Origin of the sequence: Paracoccus sp. (in: a-proteobacteria) (assembly GCF_047973135.1) — a bacterium.
Lineage (GTDB): Bacteria > Pseudomonadota > Alphaproteobacteria > Rhodobacterales > Rhodobacteraceae > Paracoccus.
On record NZ_JBKEBL010000259.1, the window covers coordinates 1 to 20,439 of the forward strand.

The window sequence follows — 20,439 nt, forward strand, 5'->3', positions numbered from 1 at the left end:
CTGAAGGCGGCGGTCCGGCGGCGGGGATGATACGGGCGCAACAGCGGCGCACATTGCTTTGGCTGTGCGCGCAACGGGTGATAGGGGCGTGGCCAGAGTGGCCAGCAAATGCTGGGTTTGGGGCTGCACAGGGCGGGCACCGGGGCGGCACAGTCTGTGCACAGGCTGTACACCGGTATCGTGCGTTGCGTGACGTCTGCGCCGCGAAGATTGCGTCCCGCGGTGGCCGGGGGGGCTATGCGCCCCCCGGACCCCCGGCATAAGCCTGCGGCGGGCGGGGCGATTGTTAGCCGGTATGGCTGCCGGGCCGTTCGGGCTTGGGCGGTTGTGCTGATGCTGTGGGGTTTGGTCTGCCGGGTGCTGAGCCTGCCATCCACAGGCCGGAGCGCGCGCCGAAGGCGCGCCCTGAGCCGGGCGGCAGCGCGCGGTTCGGGCTTTGCCCGAACCGCAACCCCTTTCCGTTTGCGCTGCGCTTGCCCGGTCTGGTGCAGGTCGTCGCAATCAATGCCGGGTTTTTCAGCGCTTTGGGGATGAACGGCTTTCTGTCTGACAATTCAGTGCGAAGATTTTTGCCGTTATTCCGGAAGCCCGGCGGCGGGAGGGATTGTTGTGCGGTCGGGCGGTGCAGGTCGGCGAAGGCTCTGCGCTGCTGTGTTCTGATTCGCTTCCCGGCGAGCGTTGGTCTGAACCGTTGAAAGGGTTGCGTCCCGCGGTGGCCGGGGGGGCTATGCGCGCCCCGGACCCCCGGCATAGGCCTGCGGCGGGCCTGCCAGAGCTTTTGCCGGTGATCCTGCCGGTCATACTGCCGGGGTTGCGGGTGCCGTCCGCAGACTGACTGCGCGCGAAGCGCGCTTCCGGCCCAGCGGCAGCGACCGGGCCGGGCTTTGCCCGGCCCGCGCCCCCTTTGCCCATGCCCGGCCGTGGTCACATTTGCCCCGGCTGGCCCTGACGCGGGTTGCGACCTTACAGACCGGCAGCGGCGATGCCGCCGCTCGCGTCACTGCGCGGTATAGCCGCCATCCACCAGATGATAAGAGCCGGTGATGAAACTGGCCTGATCCGACAGCAGGAACAGCACCAGCCCCGAGACTTCACCCGGTGCCCCCAGCCGCCCCAGCGCATGCTGGGTGCGCAGGAAAGCCAGCGCGTCGGCATCCAGGCTTTCCTCGACCAGCGGCGTCTGGATAAAGCCCGGCCCGACCGAGTTGATACGGATATTGTCCGCCGCATGTTCCAGCGCGGCGGTCTTGGTCAGCCCCACCACACCATGCTTGGCCGCGACATAGGCCGGTGCGGTCGCAAAACCCACCGTTCCCAGAATCGAGGCCACATTCACGATGGCCCCGCCCCCGGCCCGCTTCATCGCCGGAATGGCGAAGCGCATGCCCAGAAACACTCCGGTCAGGTTGACGCCGACGACGGTGTTCCAGTTTTCGACCGGGTATTCACCCGTCACCGCCGCCTCGCCCGCGATCCCGGCATTATTGACCAGACAGGACAGCTTGCCCGTCTTTTCTTCGGCAAAGCGCACCACCGCCTCGGCATCCTGCGCCCGACTGACATCGCCCGCAAAAGCATGCGCCTTGCCGCCCGCCGCGTTGATCGCCGCCGCGACCTGTTCGGCGGGTCCGATCTTCAGGTCCGACACGATGACCGTTCCCCCGGCCCTTGCGAAACCCTCGGCAACAGCCTTGCCGATCCCCGAGGCTCCGCCGGTCACAATGGCAGTCTTTCCGTTGAAATCGATATTCATCAGACCTTCTCCTCTTGAACACCAAGCAGGATTTCCGAAAAGTGGCCACCGGTTTTCGGATAAAAATCCTGCAAAATCAAACAAGCCTAAGCAGGCATTCGTGGGCAAAGCCACGAATATCTGCTTAGTCCAAGTTAGGCACGCGATCTGCCAATACCAAGCGACCGGGGCGCGACAATGCGGCGCAAATGGCGGGAATCGTCGCGGATAGCGCCGACGCCGACGCGCGTCACCGGGACGATTTGGCGGATATGGTTGTTATCAAGGGACGGTCCCTGCCAGACAGACAAGGGGGCGGTGTGCTATCCCTCGATCCGGGCGAAATCGGCGATCTGACGACCCGCCTCGCGGATGCGGCTTAGCAGGTTCAGGCGGTTGCGGCGCAGGATCGGGTTGTCGGCATTGACCTGGACGGCCTCGAAAAACGCGTCGATCGGCGCGCGCAAGGCGGCGATGGCACTCATGGCGGCGGGAAAATTCTCGGTCGCGATGGCCTGACGGATCGCCGGTTCGGCACGGTCAAGCGCGGCAAAGAGGGCGCGTTCCTGATCGGTCTCGGCGAATTTCGGATCTGCGCCAAAGGAATATTCGACGCCGTCCTTATCCTCGGCCTGCGTCAGGATATTGCCCGCACGCTTGAGGCCCTGCGTCAGGTTTTTCCCGTCCTCGGTTTGCAGCATGCCGTTCAGCGCCGTGGCACGGTTCACGACCAGCACCAGATCGCCATTACCGGGCTGCGCCAGAACCGCATCAATGATGTCGTGGCGGATACCCTGGTCGCGGAGGTGAACCTTGAGGCGGTCGTGGAGGAAAGATAACAGATTTCCGGTCCGCTCGTCTGCAAGGTCCGGCGCTTCTGACGGCGCTTTAGCAGCGAAGGCTTTAAGGCTCTCTGTCGGCGTTAACAGACGGTGCAATTCAAGCTTGATATTGTTGTCCAGCACCAACCGGATCACCCCCAATGCCGCCCGCCGCAGCGCATAGGGATCCTTCGATCCCGTGGGCTTTTCATCAATCACCCAGAACCCCGTCAGCGTGTCGATCTTGTCGGCCAGCGCGACGGCAACCGAAACCGGCGCGGTGGGCACGTCATCCGACGGGCCAAGCGGCGAATAATGGTCGCGGGCAGCATCGGCAACCGGTTCGGGCCTGCCTGCGGCCAGCGCGTAATAGCGGCCCATGGTGCCTTGCAGTTCGGGGAATTCGCCGACCATGGAACTGCGCAGGTCGAGTTTGGCGATTTTTGCCGCCTCTTCGGCCTGATCGGGGTCGGCGCCGACCAGCGGGGCGATTTCGCGGGCCAGTGCAGAAATGCGGGCGATCCTGTCGGCCTGCGACCCCAGCTTGTTGTGAAAGGTCACGGATGCCAGGCCTCCGGCCCATGCTCCCATGCCCGCCTTCGCCTCGCGCAGGTCGTTTTGCCAGAAGAACACCGCATCCGACAGACGGGCGGCCAGAACGCGCTGGTTGCCCGCAAGGATGGTCGCGCCGTCGTCGGGTGTCTCGATATTGGCGACGGTGACGAAACCCTCGATCCGGCCGGTTTTCGGGTTCCGGGCGGAAAAGAACTTCTGATGTTCCTTCATGCTGGTTTGCAGCACCTCGGGCGGCAGGTCCAGAAAACGGTCCTCGATCACGCCCATCAGCGGCACGGGCCACTCGACCAATCCCGCGACCTCGGCCAGCAGGCCATCATCAGAGACGATGTCCCACCCGCGCGCGAAGGCGAGGTTGGCAGCCTGTTGCCGGATCTCTGCCTCGCGTTCTGTGGTGTCTATCATGACACGGGCGCGGCGAAGCCTGGCGGCGTAATCCTCGAACCCGGTGACGGTAAATGGCTCGGGTGCCATGAAACGGTGGCCTCGTGTGGTATCCCCTGCGGTGATCCCGTCCACCGTCAGCGGAACGATGCCGTGACCGGCCTCATCGGTCAGGATGCACAGGATCGAATGCAGAGGGCGGACCCAGCGCAGGCTGCCCGCGCCCCAGCGCATCGATTTGGGCCAAGGAAAATTGCGGATCGCGGCCTCCAGCACCTCGGCCACGATTTCGGCGGCGGGGCGGCCCGGCCGTTCGATCACCGCGAACCAGACCTGCCCCTTCTTGTCGTCACGTGCCTCAAGCTGATCCTTCGTCAGCCCGGTCGAACGCAGGAACCCCTCCAGCGCCTTTTCGGGGGCGTCGGTGCGCGGGCCCTTGCGTTCCTCGCGCGTGGTGGGGCTGTGGGCGGTCAGCCCCGCGACCGTCAGGGTCAGGCGTCGCGGCGTGCTGAACGCCCCCGCTCCGGCATAGGTCAGCCCGGCCCCGACCAGCCCGTCGGTGATCAGGCGTTTCAGATCCTCGCGCGCCCGCTGCTGCATGCGGGCGGGGATTTCCTCGGAAAACAGTTCGATCAGCAAGTCGGGCATCAGTCCATCACTCCGCGTTCCGGGGTCTTGTCGTTGAATTGGTGCCAGCCATAGGCGCGGCCATCGGGATAGATTGCCAGCACGCGATCCACATCGGGGCGGATCCCGGACTGGCCAAGAACGGCTTTCGCCGCGCCCGAGGCCAGATCCGCAGTGATCCGGCCCGCGTCATAGCAATCGAACCAGCGCGGGCCGATCAGCGGCGTGGCGTCGGGATAGGGTGTAAAGTCCTGTGGGGCGGGCGGCGCGGCCAGCCGGAAACAGGCCCGCCAGCGCATCGGCGAAGAATCGGCGTCGATGCCCTGAAAATCGCTGACCGCCAGTTGCGCGGGCGCGCCGCCTCCTGCGGGCGTGGCAAGGATTACCGCGTCCGGGCCGGCCGGATCCAGTGTCTCGTAAAAGCCGTATTCCTGCGCGTACCACACACCGCCGCCAGCGGCGAGCGTGGCGGCGACAAGGATCATGGCTGGCCATTTGCCGTTCATGCTGTCACCTTGCCAGCGTCAATCCGGACAAGATGGAGGCAGTTTTGGAAAATGCTCTGTTCATCAAGGCCCTTGGCGGAATGTTCGCGATCATGAACCCCTTTGTCGCCCTGCCGCTGTTTCTGGCCGCCACCGATGGCTATTCCGAGGCGCGGCAGCGCAACACGGGCCTGCGCGTCGCGGGTTATGCTGCGGGCATGTGCGCCATCATCGCAATTTCCGGCGCGGCGGTGCTGAAATTCTTTGGCATCAGCGTCGATGATTTCCGCGTGGCGGGCGGTCTGGTGCTGATGGCCATCGCCATGGGGATGCTGGGCGGGGGCGGCAATCCCGGCCATGAAAAGCCCGCCGCCGAGACCGCCGAATCCGACGCGCAGGGCGACATTTCGTTCTATCCGATGGCCTTTCCGATGATCGTCGGGCCGGGCACGATCACCGCGATCATCGTATTCATGGGCGAGGCAAAGAACGCGGCGGGGGTTATTTCGGTCGCGGTGGCGATCGGCATCGTGCTGGCCGCGCTGACGGTCGTGCTGTGGTTTTCGTCCAATATCGGTCGCCACATGTCCCAGACCCTGCGGGTGATCATGACCCGGCTGATGGGCATGGTCCTTGCGGCCATCGCGGTCAGCATGATCGCGGCGGGGGCAAAGGCGCTGCTGCCGGGTCTGGCAGGCTGACGCGGTTATGGCGGCGGCGGTGTGCATCAGGCGGCCTCGGAATCCCCCGCCGCACCGCCCCCCGCCGCATCGGTCGTCAGGAACAGATCGGCGCAGCCTTTGGCCAGCGCGCGGACCCGGCCGATATAAGCCTGACGTTCGGTCACGGAAATCACCCCGCGCGCATCCAGCAGGTTGAAGATATGGCTGGCCTTGATGCACTGGTCATAGGCCGGATGAGCCATCGGAATCGCCCGGCCCGCCGCGTCGGTTCCGGCAGCGGCAAGGATGCGGGCGCATTCATCCTCGGCATCCCTGAAATGCTGGAACAGCATCGCCGTATCGGCCTGATCGAAATTCCAGCGCGAATATTCCTGTTCCGTCTGGCGGAACACATCGCCATAGCTCAGCGGGATCGGCGCATCGGGGTCGTTGAAGGGCATGTCCATGACATGTTCCACACCCAGCACATACATGGCCAGCCGCTCCAGCCCATAGGTCAGCTCGCCCGAGACGGGCTTGCAATCATGGCCGCCGACCTGCTGAAAATAGGTGAACTGGCTGACCTCCATCCCGTCGCACCACACCTCCCATCCCAGTCCCCATGCACCAAGCGTGGGCGATTCCCAGTCATCCTCGACAAAACGGACATCATGGATCATCGGATCCAGACCGATGGCGCGCAGGCTGCCCAGATACAGATCCTGCAAATTCGCGGGGCTTGGTTTGATGATCACCTGATATTGATAATAGTGCTGCAAGCGATTCGGATTTTCGCCATAGCGGCCATCGGTCGGGCGGCGCGAGGGCTGGACATAGGCCGCAGCCCAGCTTTTGCCACCAAGCGCGCGCAGGGTCGTGGCCGGGTGAAACGTGCCCGCCCCGACCTCCATGTCATAGGGTTGCAGGACCGCGCAGCCTTGCCCCGCCCAATAGCCTTGCAGTCGCAGTATCACCTCCTGAAAGCTGCGGGGGCGGTTGGGGCTGGTCATCGGGCCATCCTTTTTGCATAGATCAGCACAGTGTCCCGCGCCTTCTAGGCGGGGTGCGGGGCGGGGTCAATAAAGGCCCGAGGGCCGGTTAACGGCAGCAGACGAACGAAGGGGGACCGGAATGCGGCGGTTTGCGATCATGCTGATAGCGGCAGCTTTGCCGATGATGGGATATGCGCAGGATGTCGTGATCCGTATCGAGGCCAAACGCGGGGCCGAGGCCGCCGGCGAGATCGCCGAGGAGTGGCGGACCCGGCTTGACGATATCGTCATGTTCCCGCTGCCGCGCGGCTGGTTCGGCATCGGCATCGGCCCGATGTCGCGCAGCGAGGCGCAGGCCCGCATGTCCGAACTGAAACAGGCACGCCGGATTCCGGCCGACAGCTTTATCGCCCCGGCGCCGCAGGGATTGGCGACCACAACTGACACGGGCACGGCTGACACGGGCACGGCTGACGCGGGCGCAGATGACACGGGCGCAGATGACACGGGCGCAGATGCCGGGGCCACCGCTGAAACAACATCGGGTGACACGAGGCCGGGGGACACGCCCTCCGGGGCGGCGGCCACCACCGCCACGGCGGCCACTGATCCGGACAACGGTGAAGCGCGCAAGATCACCATCCTGCGCCCCGGCAATGCAGCCATCACCACCCTGCCCGCCGAAGGGGGCCAATTGCTGCCCCTTGGCAACCGGCCCGCGACGGCACCCGAACCCGAACCCGCAGTAGCCCCGCAAAGCTATATCCAGATCGAATCGTTGCAGTCGCGCGCATCTGCCGATGCCGCCCTGACCCGCTGGCGCGAGACCTGGCCCGATGCCGGGATGTGGGAACTGCCGCGCGCGGGCTGGTTCTCGATCACGCTGGGGCCGCTTGCGGACGAGGCGACGGGGGCGGCCTGGCTGGCGGCCTTCAAGCGGGCGGGCTCGATGCCTCGCGATGCCTTCCTGTCCTCATCCGACAAGCTGGGCAACGAGATCGTCGAGGGGCAGGATCCCGGCCTGCCGCAGGCCGGCCCGGCCGGAATCATGCCGCCGCTGGATCAGGTCCAGCGCGCGCTGCGATGGGCGGGGCATTATGACGGCGCGATCGACGGCAAGCCCGGCCCAAGGACCGAGGCCGCCATCAACGCCGAAATCGCAACCGAGCGGCAGTCTCCGGACCCTGCCACGGCCATAACCCGCCTGATCCAGCGCCGGGCCGAATGGCGCGAGCAATTGGGGCTGAGCGTCCTCAGGGACACACATACCGGCCTGTCGGTCGCCGCGCCCATGGACCGGCTGCAATTCGACCGCGCCGACCGCGCCTTGTCGATCTATGCCCCAAAGGACGATTCGGGGGCCGCGCTGATTCTGTTCAGCCAGACCGGTGGCCAGCAGGAATTGCTGGATCTGTCGGGTCTGATCACCGCGCTTGGGTGGGTTCCCCGGCCCGAAAGGACCATCCGGAACGGCCATATCCTGCTGGACGGACAGAACGAGCTGCATCACGGGCTGGCCGAAGGCTGGGTCCGCGATGGCCGGGCCGAAGGATTCGTCCTGATCTGGCCCGCCTCGGACACCGAAAACCAGCGCCGTATCGCCGCCGAACTCAGCGACAGCCTGACGCGCATCGCACCCGCCGAAGTCGAGGCGCAGCCCTGACGGCAGGGCGGACGCTATGACGGCATATCTGGTCGGATTCGGAACCGGGCTGTCGCTGATCGTCGCCATTGGCGCGCAGAACGCCTTTGTGCTGAAACAGGGGCTGATGCGGCAACATGTGCTGGCGGTCTGCCTGTTCTGCGCCCTGTCGGATTCGGTGCTGATCGCATTGGGCGTGAGCGGCATGGCGGTCGCAGGCGCGCGCGCCACATGGCTGATCGAGGCGCTGCGCTGGGGTGGCGTGGCCTTTCTGCTGGCCTATGGCGCGCGGGCCTTTCGTGCGGCATGGGCAGGCGGCGCGGCCCTGCGCCCCGAGGGGCGGGCGGCGGGTCTGGCCGTCACCCTGGCTTCCATCGCCGCGCTGACCTGGCTGAACCCGCATGTCTGGCTGGACACGGTGGTCCTGCTGGGTGCGATCTCGGCGCAATGGCCAAACCGGACGGGCTTTGCCACCGGGGCGATCAGCGCGTCGTTCCTGTTCTTCTTTGCCCTTGGCTATGGCGCGCGCCTGCTGGTCCCGGTCTTTGCGAAACCCCGCGCATGGCAGATCCTGGATGTGGCGATCGGCTGCATCATGTGGGCCATCGCGGCAAAGCTGGTCATCGGCTGACCGCATCCGGCCTTGACGTAGTGCAGGCTCATCCCGCGATGCGGCGCATTGTGGAAGCCTTTTGCTTGACATCACCCCCGGATGATTTGCGTCCCGCGATAGCCGGGGGAGTTGCACCCCCCCGGACCCCCTGCCTTTTGCGCTGCGGCAAACCGTGTCCCTGAGAACGCAGGGTCATTCCGCGGCCAGAGCAACCCAGGCTTGATGGGTTGCGCAATGTCCGTCATCAATACCCGAAGCAAGCCAGATATATTTTCGGAGCAACACATTGAAACATTATAGCCTGCTGCTTGGAATTGCCTTGATCGCCTCGACAGCGTGCAGCCAGTCCGCCATCGAACAGCGTCCTTGGCAAGAGGCGCGCACCCTCGTGCCGATCAGCAAGACGGCAGAGGCGATCACCGGCGCGATCACCCTTTCCCGCAATTCGGACCCCGCCTCGAAACAGGCCGCCATGAACATGACCTTTGCGAAAGGCACGACCGTGACGCTTTTGTCCGAGGGGACATCGCGGCAAAGCTGGGGCAGGCCGGACGCAGAACCGCAGGAAGCCGAAATATTCAGATTGTCCAGGAATCCCGGCATCCTTGAAAACAATAATACGCTTTGCGGGGGCGAGCAGCCGGAACAGCAGATCTATGCCGTATTCTCGGAGAACAGCCTGTTTGGTCCGCCTCCGGCGCTGACGCTGACGGTTTTTCAATCGGCCGAGCCGCCTTTCGACATCAACAGCCCGGGGCTGTGCGGTACGTTTTCCTACGAACTGTCCCCGGTAGCCCCATGAAACCGGCGCGGCGGGGGATCCGGGATTCTCTGGTTTGACGGCACCGTCTCAGATTTGCGTCCCGCGATGGCCGGGGGGATTGCATCCCCCGGACCCCCGGCTGCGCAGGACAAGTCTCGTTGTGGGCAAGATCGCAAGGCCAGCCCGGAACCAGTCGCATGGCACCGGATCGCCAGTTTTTCTGCGACGCTTACGACTTGAAGACCTCGATCTCGGGCAGGTCGGTCAGGGACACGCCGATCAGTTGCAGCGCAGGCAGCGAGACCTGACTGCCGCTGCTGGCGGGGCCGTCCAGCGGGATCAGATCGACCTTGGCCGATTTCCCGGTGGCCGGGTTCACGATCCGGCCGATGCCGCGCTGACTGACCAGTGGCGTCTTGATCCAGAACCCGCCCTCGGTCGGATCGCCAAGCGAGGCGATGGTGGTGCCCAGCCGCTGTTCAGAGGCAGCCGGTGCCCTGGCGGCAGCGGCTTTCTGTTCGGTGGTGGTGGTGTCAAGCTGCGCGGCCGAGGCGCGCGTCGCGGCACGGGGCGGGGGCGCAGTGGTGATCGCCCGCGCCTCGGCGACCTGCTCCTGGGACAGGTTGGTGTCGATCTGTTCCGTCACCTCTGGGGTGGCGGTCGCAGTCGGCCTGGCTGTCCCGCCCGTCATCGCCGAGGGGTTGCAGGCCGGCAATGCCAGCAGGGCAAGGATCGCGGCCGTTCCGGTCTTGATCATGCGCATGAAAATCTCCGTCGAACTGTTTCGCGGCCAACCTACCCTGCTGCGCCGCAGCGCGTCCACCAAGGCTTGCGCGATTGTGACACGCTTGTGTGCAGGAAGGCACGGCCCTAGATTATGAGCATGTTCCAGCCGGTTGATGCACCCCTGATCGATCCCTTTGCCCGTCCGATCACCTATTTGCGGGTGTCGGTCACGGATCGCTGCGATTTCCGCTGTGTCTATTGCATGGCCGAGCATATGCAGTTTCTGCCCAAGGCAGATCTGCTGACGCTTGAAGAACTGGACCGGCTGTGTTCGGCCTTTGTCGGGCTGGGAGTGCGCAAGCTGCGCATCACCGGAGGAGAGCCTTTGGTACGCCGAAATATCATGAGCTTTTTCAAAGCAATGTCACGATATATTGATGCCGGGCTTGAAGAATTGACACTGACCACGAATGGCAGCCAGCTTGGCCGTTTCGCCGCCGAACTGGCCGCTTGCGGGGTCAGGCGGGTCAATGTGTCGCTGGACACGCTGGATGAGGACAAATTTGCCCGGATCACCCGTTGGGGCCGCCTGCCGCAGGTGCTGGAAGGCATCCGCGCCGCGCAGGCCGCCGGACTGCGGGTCAAGATCAATGTGGTCGCGCTGAAGGGCGTGAACGATGACGAATTGTTCGATCTGCTGCGCTGGTGCGGCGATGAGGGGCACGACCTGACATTTATCGAGGTCATGCCGATGGGCGATCTGGGCAATGAGGACCGGCTGGATCAGTACTGGCCACTGACCGATCTGCGCGCAAGGCTGGCCGGAGTTTTCACCCTGACCGATCTGGCCGAACGGACCGGCGGCCCCGCCCGCTATGTCCGGCTGCGGGAAACCGGGCAGAAGGTCGGGTTCATCACGCCTCTGACGCATAATTTCTGTGAAAGCTGCAACCGTGTCCGTGTCACCTGCACGGGCGAACTGTTCATGTGCCTGGGGCAAGAGGATCGCGCCGATCTGCGCGCCGCCCTGCGCGGCGGCACAGGCGATGCGCCGCTGCACAAAGCGATCCGCGACGCGATTGCCCGCAAGCCCAGGGGCCATGATTTCGATTATTCCCGTCAGGCGATCACCGGCCAGATGAGCCGCCACATGAGCCATACCGGCGGCTGAACCGCCGCCGGTGGCCGCAACGGGATCAGCGCAGCCGCGCCAGAATGCGCGCCCATGACCGCGCGCCGCTGACAAAGCTTTCCATATTGTATTTCTCGTTCGGCGAATGGATGCGGTCATCGTCGCGGCCGAAACCGATCAGCATCGAGTCCATGCCAAGGATATCCTTGAAATAGCCCGCGATGGGAATCGAACCGCCAGCGCCGATAAAGGCCGCCTCGCGGCCCCATTCCTCGGTCAGCGCCTCTTTCGCCGCCGCGAAGGCCGGATCGCCTGTATCCATGACGCTGGCCGGGCTGCCGCCATGTTCGTGAAACTCGACCCGGCAATCCTTGGGGACAAAGCTGCGGACATGATCGCGAAAGGCGGCACGGATTTTATCGGGATCCTGCCTTCCGGCAAGGCGAAAGCTGACCTTGGCGCGGGCTTCGGCGGGCAGGACGGTCTTGAACCCCGCGCCGGTATAGCCGCCAGTGATACCATTGATTTCGGCGGTCGGGCGGTTCCAGACCATCTCCAGCGGGGTGCGATCCGCCTCGCCGACCGGGGTGGCCAGACCCACGCGCGACAGAAAATCGGCGGCGTCAAAGCCAAGCCTGTCCCAGTCGGCGCGCATCTCGTCCGACAGTTCGCCCACGCCGTCATAGAACCCGTGCAGAGTCACCCGCCCTTCGTCATCCTTCAGGCTGCCCAGGGCCTGCGCCAGCACCATGACCGGATTGGCCGCCAGCCCGCCATAACTGCCCGAATGCAGATCGCGGTCGGCAGCACGGATGATCACCTCTTCGCCGACCAGTCCACGCAATTGCGTGGTGATCGCGGGGCGGCCATCCGAATACATGCCGGTATCGCAGATCATCGCCAGCGAGGCGCGCAGGTTGTCGCCATGTTCGTTCAGAAAGGGCAGCAGCGAGGGCGAGCCGGATTCCTCTTCGCCCTCGAACAGCAGAATCAGATCCGATGGCAAATCGCCATGCACCTCTTTCCAGGCGCGGAATGCCTCGACGAAAGTCAGAAGCTGGCCCTTGTCATCGGCGGCCCCGCGGCCCGCGATCACTTCACCGTGACCCGTCTCGCGGATTTCCGGCTGAAACGGCGGATGATCCCACAGGTCCAGCGGATCGACCGGCTGAACGTCATAATGGCCATAAAACAGCAGGGGCCGCGCCTCGCCCCGCGCAGAGCGGGCCACGATCATCGGATGTCCCGGCGTATCGTAAAGCCGAACCTCAAAGCCAAGCGAATCAAGCTGATCACGCAGCCATTCCGCAGCCTGCCGGACATCGCCCCGATGTGCCGGATCGGTCGAAACCGACGGAATGCGCAGAAATTCCAACAACCTGTCCACCGCCGCCCCGCGCCCCTGATCCAGCTTTGCCAGAACCTCTGAAAGCCTTGCCTGATCCGTCATCCGTCGCCCTTTCCGACTGAAACGATTGCATTTCCTGACCGCCCTTCATGCACGCTGCGACAAATTTCACCTGTCAATTCGCAGATTTGACATGTATCAACGAACCGTCGTGCGTGATCGGACAATGATCGCACCCAGCCAGCCTTGCAAGGGAACGCCCGCAATGAACTATGATGCCGCTCTGGATCAGGCCATCCAACGCCTTCACAACGAAGGCCGTTATCGCACATTCATCGACATCGAGCGTTCGAAAGGGCAGTTCCCGCATGCCGTCTGGACGCGTCCGGATGGCGGGAAACAGGACATCACCGTCTGGTGCGGGAACGACTATCTGGGCATGGGCCAGCATCCCCTTGTCCTTGCCGCCATGCACGAGGCGCTGGACGCCACCGGCGCGGGTTCGGGCGGAACGCGCAATATCAGCGGCACCACCGTCTATCACAAGCGGCTGGAGGTTGAACTGGCCGATCTGCATGGCAAGGAAAGCGCGCTGGTCTTTTCCAGCGCCTATATCGCCAATGACGCGACACTTTCGACCCTGCCAAAGCTGTTTCCCGGCCTGATCATCTATTCGGACGAGCTGAACCACGCCTCGATGATCGAGGGGATCAAGCGCAATGGCGGCGACAAGCGCATTTTCCGCCACAACGATCTGGACCATCTGCGCGAATTGCTGGCCGCCGACGATCCTGCCACGCCCAAACTGATCGCCTTCGAATCGATCTATTCGATGGATGGCGATTTCGGCCCGATTGCCGAAATCTGCGATCTGGCCGACGAATTTCGCGCGCTGACCTATCTGGACGAGGTTCATGCCGTGGGCATGTACGGCCCGCGCGGCGGCGGGGTGGCCGAACGTGACGGGCTGTCGGACCGGGTGGATATTATCAACGGAACGCTTGGCAAGGCCTTTGGCGTTTTTGGCGGTTATATCGCGGCATCCGCACGGATGTGCGACGCGATCCGTTCCTATGCGCCAGGGTTTATATTTACCACGTCATTGCCACCTGCGGTTGCCGCAGGTGCGGCGGCTTCGATCCGCTTCCTGAAGAGCGAAGGCGGCCAAAAACTGCGCGAGGCGCAGCAATTGCACGCCCGGATCCTGAAGATGCGCCTCAAGGGGCTGGGGATGCCGATCATTGATCATGGCAGCCATATCGTGCCCGTCGTGATCGGCGATCCAGTGCATACCAAGAAAATCTCGGACATGCTGTTGCGAGATTTTGGCGTTTATGTTCAACCGATTAACTTCCCCACGGTGCCGCGCGGAACCGAAAGGCTGCGCTTTACCCCCTCGCCTGTGCATGACCCGAAACAGATCGATCATCTGGTTCACGCGATGGATGGTTTATGGTCGCATTGCGCGCTGAATCGCGCTGAATTGACCGCCTGATGAAATCGGGACGTGATATGCTCTCGTGTCCGTGATAACCTTATCTTAATGAACGACCGGTACTGTTCTGATTCGCAGAGCAGTCCTGAAAACGTCGGATAAGGCAGTGGCATTGGGCATGAGCAGACTGCGGGCAGAAGGCTCGGCAGAGGATAACCAAATGGTGGGGGAAATGCACCATTTCCTCGACGATGATACGCGACTGGGCGACATCATGCGCGGCGAACGGGCCACTTTGGGCAAGTCGCTGCTGGATGTTCAGCGCGAATTGCGAATCCGCGCCTCTTATGTCGCGGCGATCGAGAATTGCGACATCAGCGCCTTTGACACACCCAGCTTCATCGCCGGTTATGTGCGGTCCTATGCCCGTTATCTGGGCATGGATACAGACTGGACGTTTCGGCGCTTTTGCGTGGAATCGGGATTTCAGCCGACGCATGGCATGGCACCTTCGGCATCGGGGCCGAAACCGGCGCGGCGTCCTTCGGACCCGGCCGAAGCGCTGGCCAATTCAAAGGCGCTGTTCATCCCGCAGGAACAAAGCTTCTGGTCCGATATAGAACCGCGCGCCATCGGCTCGATTCTGGTTCTGGCGGTACTGGTCTGCGGGCTGGCCTATGGCGGCTGGTCGGTCCTGCAAGAGGTGCAGCGCGTGACGCTGACACCGGGCGAGGATGCGCCCGGCGTCGTCACCGCGCTGGATCCGGCGCAGGGGGCGGGGCTGGAATCTCCGGGGCTGGAAAGCGCGGATACGGCAACGCTGGTGCAGAACCTGCCGCAGCCCGAAACACTGGACCGCCGTTATCGCCCGCAAATCCTTGAAGCGCCGGTCGTGACCTCGCGCGATGGCCCGATCGCGGCGATTGATCCGCATCTGAATGCCGCCGAGGATTCGCCAGGCGTGTTGCAGGCCGCCACCGATCCGCTGGACCCTCAGCAAACCCTGCCTTCGGGCGGCGCGACGACGGCGGTGGCGCAGGCGATGATGGTCGGCCCCCAACTGCCGCCTGAACAGCAGACCGTCCGCACCGTGGCCCCCGACGCGCCCGAACTGGAATTGCTGGCCGTGCGTCCGGCATGGGTGCGCGTGACATCGGCGGATGGCACGGTCCTGCTGGAAAAGATCATGGATGCGGGGGAACGGTTTACCCTGCCCAAGCTGGAAGAACCGCCAAAGCTGCGCACCGGCAATTCCGGCGCGGTCTATTTCGCGGTCAATGGCCGCACATATGGACCGGCTGCGCCCGGCCCGCAGGTGGTCAAGAATGTGGAACTTTCGCCGACGAACCTGACCGCAAAATACGCTTTTGCCGATCTTGAGGCCGATCCGGAACTGAAACAGATGATGTCGGTCGCGCAGGCGGATACGGGTGCCAACCCGGTCGGCGACGCCCAATAATAGGTGCGCCGCCGCGATGCGGCGCTGGCCAGAACACCTTGTCCCGCGCCCTCTTGTTCCAACAGCCCCGGCAATTGATCCGCATCGGCCCCGGAACCCGCGCACGGAACGGTTCCGGACACGGGGTCGGCAGACGACAGCGGGGGGCCACTTTCCGCGGTGGTGAGTGGCCTTTGGACCTTTGGAGCTGCCGGGGTTGCCCTGCTCTGCCGGATTTCCGGCACGGTCATCCTGCGGGGCCGTTGCTATTCGGCCTCAGATGCGCCGCTTTCCTCCAGAAGCCGCTGCAGATAGGTGCCATAGGCATTCTTGGCGAATTTCATGGCCCTTGCGCGCATCTGAGCGGCATTGATCCAACCCGCCTCATAGGCGATTTCCTCGGGGCAGCCGGTTTGCAAACCCTGCCGGTTTTCCAGCGTGCGCACGAAATTTCCGGCATCCAGCAGGCTGGCATGGGTGCCCGTGTCCAGCCAGGCGAAGCCGCGCCCCATCTTTTCGACGGTCAGCGCCCCTTCGTTCAGATAGCTTTCCAGCAGCGTGGTGATCTCAAGTTCTCCGCGATCCGAGGGGCGCACCTGCCGCGCGCGTTCCGGCGCGGTTCCATCCAGAAAATACAGCCCCGTCACCGCATAGTTCGAGGGCGGGTTCTTCGGCTTTTCGATGATCTGCCGCGCGCACCCCTGCTTGTCGAAGCCGACAACGCCATAACGTTCGGGATCAGAGACGCGATAACCAAACACCGTGCCGCCGCTTGGCCGCGTATCCGCCGCCTTCAGCAGCAGCGGCAGGCCATGGCCAAAGAAGATATTGTCGCCCAGCACCATCGCCGAGGGGGCGCCCGCCAGAAAATCCTCGGCCAGCAGATAAGCCTGCGCCAGCCCGTCGGGCGAGGGCTGGATGATCCATTCGAACCGCAGGCCCCATTGGCCGCCATCGCCCAGCAGCCGCTGGAACTGCGCCTGATCCTCGGGGGTGGTGATGATCGCGATTTCGCGGATGCCGGCCAGCATCAGGACGGTGATCGGATAATAGATCATCGGCTTGTCATAAAGCGGCAAAAGCTGCTTGGACACGCCCATGGTGATCGGATACAGCCTTGTGCCCGATCCGCCCGCCAGAATGATCCCCTTGCGCTGCGTGGTCATGCGCCCTCCAGATTGGTCAATACGCTGGTCAGCCCCGCGCGCCAGTCCGGGCGGGCGATGCCGAAATCACGGGCAATCGCGCTGCAATCCAGCCGCGAATTGCCCGGACGTTTCGAAGGCGTGGGATAATCCGCCGTAGCGATCCTGCGAATGCGGCAATCCACTGCGGCCTGTGCAAAGATTTCATCCGCGAAATCCGCCCAACTCACATCCGGCGCGCCCGTAAAATGATAGAGGCCACCCCGCGCGCCCCCGCGCATGGCCCCGGCCATGGTCAGCAGCGCGGCGGCGATATCGGCGGCAGGGGTCGGGCCGCCGGTCTGGTCGGCGACGATGCCCAGTTCGTCGCGTTCGTGCCCCAGCCGCAGCATGGTCTTGACGAAATTCGCGCCATGGGCCGAAAAAACCCAGGAGGTGCGCAGCACCGCCCATTGCCCGCCCGCAGCGGCAACGCCCTGTTCCCCCGCCAGTTTGGTCGCGCCATAGACGCCCAGAGGGCCGGTCGGATCGCCTTCGCGCCAGGGACGGGTACCCGAACCATCAAAGACATAATCGGTCGAGACATGCAGGAAGGGCACGCCCTTTTCGGCGGCGGCGCGGGCCATGGCGGCGGGGGCGTCGGCATTGACCCGCCGGGCGGTGTCGGGTTCGGATTCCGCACGATCCACCGCCGTATAGGCGGCAACGTTAACGACCGCGTGGCAATCTTGGGCGCGGATGGCCCCTGCGCAGGCGTCAGGGTTGGTCAGATCGGCCTCATCCCTGCCCAGAAAGCGCGCATCGGGGGCCAGAAGCGCCAGTTCGCGCGCCACCTGCCCGGTGCGGCCAAAGATCAGCAGACCCGCCGCCATCAACCCGTCCCCAGCCGTTTCCCCACCCCGTCGCGCGACAGCAGCGGCTGCCACCAGCCGCGATTGGCGAGGTACCATTCGACGGTGCGGCGCAGCCCCTGTTCCACCGTGACCGAGGGCCGCCAGCCCAGTTCCTCGCGGATGCGGGTCGGGTCGATGGCATAGCGGCGATCATGACCGGGGCGGTCGGGGACGAAGGTGATCAGCCGGTCATGCGGCGCGCCCGAGGGGTGCAATTCGTCCATATGCGCGCAGATCGCGCGCACGAGGTCGATATTCGTCGCCTCATTCTCGCCGCCGATATTATAGCTGCGCCCAACCCGGCCCTTTTCCACGACCAGCAGCAGCGCATCGGCATGATCTTCGACATACAGCCAGTCGCGGATATTGCCGCCATCGCCATAGACCGGGATCCGTTCCCCCGCCAGAGCCTTGAGGATCACCACCGGCACCAGCTTTTCCGGGAAATGGAAGGGACCGTAATTATTGGAACAATTGGTCAGCACGACCGGCAGGCCATAGGTTTCGTGCCATGCGCGGACCAGATGATCGGACCCCGCCTTGCTGGCCGAATAGGGGCTGCGCGGGTCATAGGGTGTGGTTTCGGTGAACTGCCCCGCGTCGCCCAGACTGCCGAATACTTCATCCGTCGAGATATGATGAAAACGAAAGCCGTCAGGCTTCCCGGCATTCTGCCAGTGGGTGCGCGCGGCCTCTAACATGTTGAAAGTGCCGATCACATTCGTCCCGATGAAAGCCGCCGGGCCGTCAATCGAGCGGTCCACATGGCTTTCGGCGGCCAGATGCATCACCGCGTCGGGGCGGTGGGTCGCGAAAATCCGGTCCAGCGCGGCACGGTCGCGAATGTCGGCATGTTCGAAACTGTAGAGATTGCTGCCCGAAACGGGTGCAACGTTTTCCAGATTGGCGGCATAGGTCAGCGCGTCCAGATTGACGACCTCATGCCCGCGCTGCACGGCCAGCCGCACCACAGCGGACCCGATGAACCCGGCCCCGCCGGTGACAAGGATTTTCATGCCGCACCCTCTGTGAACGGTGTCTGCCAGTCGGAAAAGGCGGGCGCGTCGCGATCCTTGCCGGACAGGACCGGGGTGCCGACACCCCAGTCAATGCCCAGACTGTCCCAGCGAACAGCCCCCTCGCTGGCGTGGTCATAGTAGGCAGTGCATTTATAGATGATTTCGGTATCCGGCTCTCGCGAGACAAAGCCGTGCAGAAATCCGGGGGGAACCCAAAGCTGGCGACCATTGTCGAAGGAAAGTTCCTCGCCGATCCACTGGCCATAGGTCGGGCTGCCCTTCCGCGCATCGACAGCGACGTCGAACAGTCGCCCGCGACCGCAGCGGACCAGCTTGCCCTGCGCATGCGGCGGCGCCTGATAGTGCAAGCCGCGCAATGTGCCCGCCTGACCGGACAGGGAATGGTTGTCCTGAACGAATTCCGGCAGATGCACCCCGGCCTGTTCCAGCGCGCGACGATTCCAGCTTTCGGCAAAGAACCCGCGTTCATCGCCGTGGCGCGCGGGGGTGATAACCAGAACACCGGGAATTGCGGTGGTTTCAATTCGCATGAACAAGCCGCCCTACTGATTTTTTCGCGTTATAGGTCAGCCCGCCCTGCATGTCACCTGCTGAAAGGGTAAAAAATCCACCGCCGGCGACAGAGGCCGGGTCGGCAAAACGCCGACCGGTCAGATGGTTAACCCCGCGCCTTGACCACCTGCAACAGCGGCATCACCTCGGACATGTCAGGGCCATGCGCCTGTCCGGTCACGGCCTTGCGCAGCGGCATGAACAGCCCCTTGCCCTTGCGGCCGGTCGCGGCCTTGACCTGCGCGGTCCATTCGCCCCAGGTCGCGTCCGTATAGGGCGGCGGGGGCAGCATCCCCATGGCCTCGGCGATGAAACCGGCATCCTCGGGGTCGATCTGCGGCTCGGCGCCCTGGCTGAAAATCTGCCACCAGCCCTGCAAATCCTCCAGCCGGGTGATGTTCTGCGACGCAACGCGCCAAAAGCGTTCGGCCTGACCCGGTGGCACACCAAGCGCGGCAATCCGGTCGCGCACGGCATCAAAGGGCAGCGACTGGTTCTGTTCGCGGGTCAGCGGCCACAGATCCTCGGCGTCGAACTTCGTGGGCGAGGCGCCGAATTGCGACAGGTCGAACTGATCGGCCAGCTCGTCCAGGCTGGACAGCACCACCGACTGACCCGAGCCGATCCGCGCCATCAGCGACAACAGCGCCTCGGGGGCGATACCTGCCTCGCGCAGGTCTTTCAGAGACAGCGCACCGATGCGTTTCGACAGTTCTTCGCCCTTCGCGCCTGTCAGCAGGCTGTGATGGGCAAAGGCCGGGGGCGTGCCGCCAATGGCCCGGATGATCTGGATCTGGGTCGCGGTATTGGTCACATGGTCCGACCCGCGCACGATATTGGTGACGCCCATGTCGGTATCATCGACCGAACTGGCAAAGGTATACAGAACCTGACCATCCGCCCGGATCAGCACCGGATCGCTGACCGAAGCCGCGTCGATAGAGATGTCGCCCAGAATGCCGTCGGTCCACTCGATCCGTTCGTGATCCAGCAGAAAGCGCCAGTAACCTTCGCGCCCCTGCGCCCGCAGCTTGTCGCGGTCGGCATCCGACAGACCCAGCCCGGCGCGGTCATAGACCGGCGGCTTGCCCATGTTCAGTTGCTTCTTGCGCTGCAGATCCAGCTCGGTCGGGGTCTCGAACACCTCGTACAGCCGCCCTGCCGCGCGCAACTGATCCGCCGCACCGGCATAGCGATCAAGGCGCAGCGACTGGCGCTCCACCCGGTCCCAATGCAGGCCCAGCCAGTCCAGATCGCGCTTGATGCCATCGACATATTCTTCCTTGCTGCGTTCCTGATCGGTATCGTCCAGCCGAAGGATAAAGGTTCCTCCGGCCTTGCGAGCGATCAGAAAGTTGAACAACGCGGGCCGCAAATTGCCGACATGGATGTGGCCGGTCGGCGACGGGGCAAAGCGGGTGATGGTCATGGCG

General features: G+C 64.1%; 18 protein-coding genes. 7 read left to right on the plus strand and 11 right to left on the minus strand.

What is annotated here, in order from left to right; translation table 11 throughout:
• Positions 1-997 precede the first annotated feature (997 nt).
• The 3 genes from ACK5L9_RS19290 to ACK5L9_RS19300 form a co-directional block, all read right to left on the minus strand.
• The gene (locus ACK5L9_RS19290; RefSeq protein WP_416913079.1) at positions 998-1,753 is read right to left on the minus strand and encodes an SDR family NAD(P)-dependent oxidoreductase; all 756 of its coding nucleotides are present in this window, start codon (positions 1,751-1,753) and stop codon (positions 998-1,000) included.
• Between the two features lie 302 nt (positions 1,754-2,055).
• Positions 2,056-4,161 (minus strand): glycine--tRNA ligase subunit beta, encoded by a 2,106-nt coding sequence (gene glyS / locus ACK5L9_RS19295; protein ID WP_416913080.1) that lies wholly within the window; start codon positions 4,159-4,161, stop codon positions 2,056-2,058.
• The gene (locus tag ACK5L9_RS19300; RefSeq protein WP_416913081.1) at positions 4,161-4,646 is read right to left on the minus strand and encodes a DUF6446 family protein; all 486 of its coding nucleotides are present in this window, start codon (positions 4,644-4,646) and stop codon (positions 4,161-4,163) included. The genes glyS and ACK5L9_RS19300 overlap by 1 nt, the downstream gene beginning before the upstream one ends.
• A gap of 44 nt (positions 4,647-4,690) precedes the next feature.
• On the opposite strand from ACK5L9_RS19300, the gene ACK5L9_RS19305 reads away from it, so the two are divergent.
• Positions 4,691-5,326, plus strand: a complete 636-nt coding sequence (locus ACK5L9_RS19305) for a MarC family protein (protein WP_416913082.1) — start codon at positions 4,691-4,693, stop codon at positions 5,324-5,326.
• Between the two features lie 26 nt (positions 5,327-5,352).
• Here ACK5L9_RS19305 and ACK5L9_RS19310 read toward each other — a convergent pair whose 3' ends face one another.
• A complete protein-coding gene (locus ACK5L9_RS19310) occupies positions 5,353-6,297 on the minus strand; it encodes a glycine--tRNA ligase subunit alpha (RefSeq protein ID WP_416913083.1) in 945 nt (314 codons plus the stop codon).
• Between the two features lie 452 nt (positions 6,298-6,749).
• Between ACK5L9_RS19310 and ACK5L9_RS19315 the strand changes: the two genes are divergently transcribed.
• From ACK5L9_RS19315 to ACK5L9_RS19325, 3 genes are all read left to right on the plus strand, one after another.
• Positions 6,750-7,028, plus strand: coding sequence for a hypothetical protein (locus tag ACK5L9_RS19315; protein ID WP_416913100.1), 279 nt, complete (start codon positions 6,750-6,752; stop codon positions 7,026-7,028).
• A 930-nt stretch (positions 7,029-7,958) separates the two neighbouring features.
• Positions 7,959-8,552 carry a LysE/ArgO family amino acid transporter gene (locus tag ACK5L9_RS19320; RefSeq protein WP_416913084.1) on the plus strand — a complete coding sequence of 198 codons (594 nt, stop codon included), beginning with the start codon at positions 7,959-7,961 and terminating at the stop codon, positions 8,550-8,552.
• Between the two features lie 268 nt (positions 8,553-8,820).
• The gene (locus ACK5L9_RS19325) at positions 8,821-9,336 is read left to right on the plus strand and encodes a hypothetical protein (RefSeq protein ID WP_416913085.1); all 516 of its coding nucleotides are present in this window, start codon (positions 8,821-8,823) and stop codon (positions 9,334-9,336) included.
• Positions 9,337-9,526: 190 nt separating this feature from the next.
• Here the strand turns inward: ACK5L9_RS19325 and ACK5L9_RS19330 are convergent, their stop codons facing one another.
• Positions 9,527-10,060, minus strand: coding sequence for a hypothetical protein (locus ACK5L9_RS19330; RefSeq protein WP_416913086.1), 534 nt, complete (start codon positions 10,058-10,060; stop codon positions 9,527-9,529).
• 114 nt (positions 10,061-10,174) lie between these two features.
• Between ACK5L9_RS19330 and moaA the strand changes: the two genes are divergently transcribed.
• A complete protein-coding gene (moaA, locus tag ACK5L9_RS19335; protein ID WP_416913087.1) occupies positions 10,175-11,194 on the plus strand; it encodes a GTP 3',8-cyclase MoaA in 1,020 nt (339 codons plus the stop codon).
• A 25-nt stretch (positions 11,195-11,219) separates the two neighbouring features.
• On the opposite strand, the gene ACK5L9_RS19340 is transcribed toward moaA, so the two are convergent.
• A complete protein-coding gene (locus tag ACK5L9_RS19340; protein ID WP_416913088.1) occupies positions 11,220-12,605 on the minus strand; it encodes a dipeptidase in 1,386 nt (461 codons plus the stop codon).
• A gap of 163 nt (positions 12,606-12,768) precedes the next feature.
• Here ACK5L9_RS19340 and hemA point away from each other — a divergent pair, with 163 nt between their 5' ends.
• Positions 12,769-13,998, plus strand: a complete 1,230-nt coding sequence (hemA, locus tag ACK5L9_RS19345) for a 5-aminolevulinate synthase (RefSeq protein ID WP_416913089.1) — start codon at positions 12,769-12,771, stop codon at positions 13,996-13,998.
• A 160-nt stretch (positions 13,999-14,158) separates the two neighbouring features.
• Positions 14,159-15,397, plus strand: coding sequence for a RodZ domain-containing protein (locus ACK5L9_RS19350; protein WP_416913101.1), 1,239 nt, complete (start codon positions 14,159-14,161; stop codon positions 15,395-15,397).
• A 245-nt stretch (positions 15,398-15,642) separates the two neighbouring features.
• Here ACK5L9_RS19350 and rfbA read toward each other — a convergent pair whose 3' ends face one another.
• The 5 genes from rfbA to gltX form a co-directional block, all read right to left on the minus strand.
• Positions 15,643-16,542, minus strand: coding sequence for a glucose-1-phosphate thymidylyltransferase RfbA (gene rfbA, locus ACK5L9_RS19355; RefSeq protein ID WP_416913090.1), 900 nt, complete (start codon positions 16,540-16,542; stop codon positions 15,643-15,645).
• Positions 16,539-17,393, minus strand: a complete 855-nt coding sequence (gene rfbD / locus ACK5L9_RS19360; protein WP_416913091.1) for a dTDP-4-dehydrorhamnose reductase — start codon at positions 17,391-17,393, stop codon at positions 16,539-16,541. The genes rfbA and rfbD overlap by 4 nt, the downstream gene beginning before the upstream one ends.
• The gene (gene rfbB, locus ACK5L9_RS19365) at positions 17,393-18,430 is read right to left on the minus strand and encodes a dTDP-glucose 4,6-dehydratase (RefSeq protein WP_416913092.1); all 1,038 of its coding nucleotides are present in this window, start codon (positions 18,428-18,430) and stop codon (positions 17,393-17,395) included. The genes rfbD and rfbB overlap by 1 nt, the downstream gene beginning before the upstream one ends.
• On the minus strand, positions 18,427-18,984 hold the full coding sequence (gene rfbC / locus ACK5L9_RS19370; protein WP_416913093.1) for a dTDP-4-dehydrorhamnose 3,5-epimerase: 558 nt from the start codon (positions 18,982-18,984) through the stop codon (positions 18,427-18,429). Before rfbC ends, rfbB begins: the two co-directional genes overlap by 4 nt.
• Positions 18,985-19,112: 128 nt before the next feature.
• On the minus strand, positions 19,113-20,435 hold the full coding sequence (gene gltX / locus ACK5L9_RS19375) for a glutamate--tRNA ligase (RefSeq protein WP_416913094.1): 1,323 nt from the start codon (positions 20,433-20,435) through the stop codon (positions 19,113-19,115).
• Between the last annotated feature and the right edge of the window lie 4 nt (positions 20,436-20,439).

Excerpts from the sequence above, each read along its gene's own strand:
- ACK5L9_RS19290 (WP_416913079.1), bottom strand. The coding sequence starts at position 1,753 with ATGAATATCGATTTCAACGGAAAGACTGCCATTGTGACCGGCGGAGCC.
- glyS (WP_416913080.1), bottom strand. The coding sequence starts at position 4,161 with ATGCCCGACTTGCTGATCGAACTGTTTTCCGAGGAAATCCCCGCCCGC.
- ACK5L9_RS19300 (WP_416913081.1), bottom strand. The coding sequence starts at position 4,646 with ATGAACGGCAAATGGCCAGCCATGATCCTTGTCGCCGCCACGCTCGCC.
- ACK5L9_RS19310 (WP_416913083.1), bottom strand. The coding sequence starts at position 6,297 with ATGACCAGCCCCAACCGCCCCCGCAGCTTTCAGGAGGTGATACTGCGA.
- ACK5L9_RS19320 (WP_416913084.1), top strand. The coding sequence starts at position 7,959 with ATGACGGCATATCTGGTCGGATTCGGAACCGGGCTGTCGCTGATCGTC.
- ACK5L9_RS19330 (WP_416913086.1), bottom strand. The coding sequence starts at position 10,060 with ATGCGCATGATCAAGACCGGAACGGCCGCGATCCTTGCCCTGCTGGCA.
- moaA (WP_416913087.1), top strand. The coding sequence starts at position 10,175 with ATGAGCATGTTCCAGCCGGTTGATGCACCCCTGATCGATCCCTTTGCC.
- ACK5L9_RS19340 (WP_416913088.1), bottom strand. The coding sequence starts at position 12,605 with ATGACGGATCAGGCAAGGCTTTCAGAGGTTCTGGCAAAGCTGGATCAG.
- hemA (WP_416913089.1), top strand. The coding sequence starts at position 12,769 with ATGAACTATGATGCCGCTCTGGATCAGGCCATCCAACGCCTTCACAAC.
- ACK5L9_RS19350 (WP_416913101.1), top strand. The coding sequence starts at position 14,159 with ATGGTGGGGGAAATGCACCATTTCCTCGACGATGATACGCGACTGGGC.
- rfbA (WP_416913090.1), bottom strand. The coding sequence starts at position 16,542 with ATGACCACGCAGCGCAAGGGGATCATTCTGGCGGGCGGATCGGGCACA.
- rfbD (WP_416913091.1), bottom strand. The coding sequence starts at position 17,393 with ATGGCGGCGGGTCTGCTGATCTTTGGCCGCACCGGGCAGGTGGCGCGC.
- rfbB (WP_416913092.1), bottom strand. The coding sequence starts at position 18,430 with ATGAAAATCCTTGTCACCGGCGGGGCCGGGTTCATCGGGTCCGCTGTG.
- rfbC (WP_416913093.1), bottom strand. The coding sequence starts at position 18,984 with ATGCGAATTGAAACCACCGCAATTCCCGGTGTTCTGGTTATCACCCCC.
- gltX (WP_416913094.1), bottom strand. The coding sequence starts at position 20,435 with ATGACCATCACCCGCTTTGCCCCGTCGCCGACCGGCCACATCCATGTC.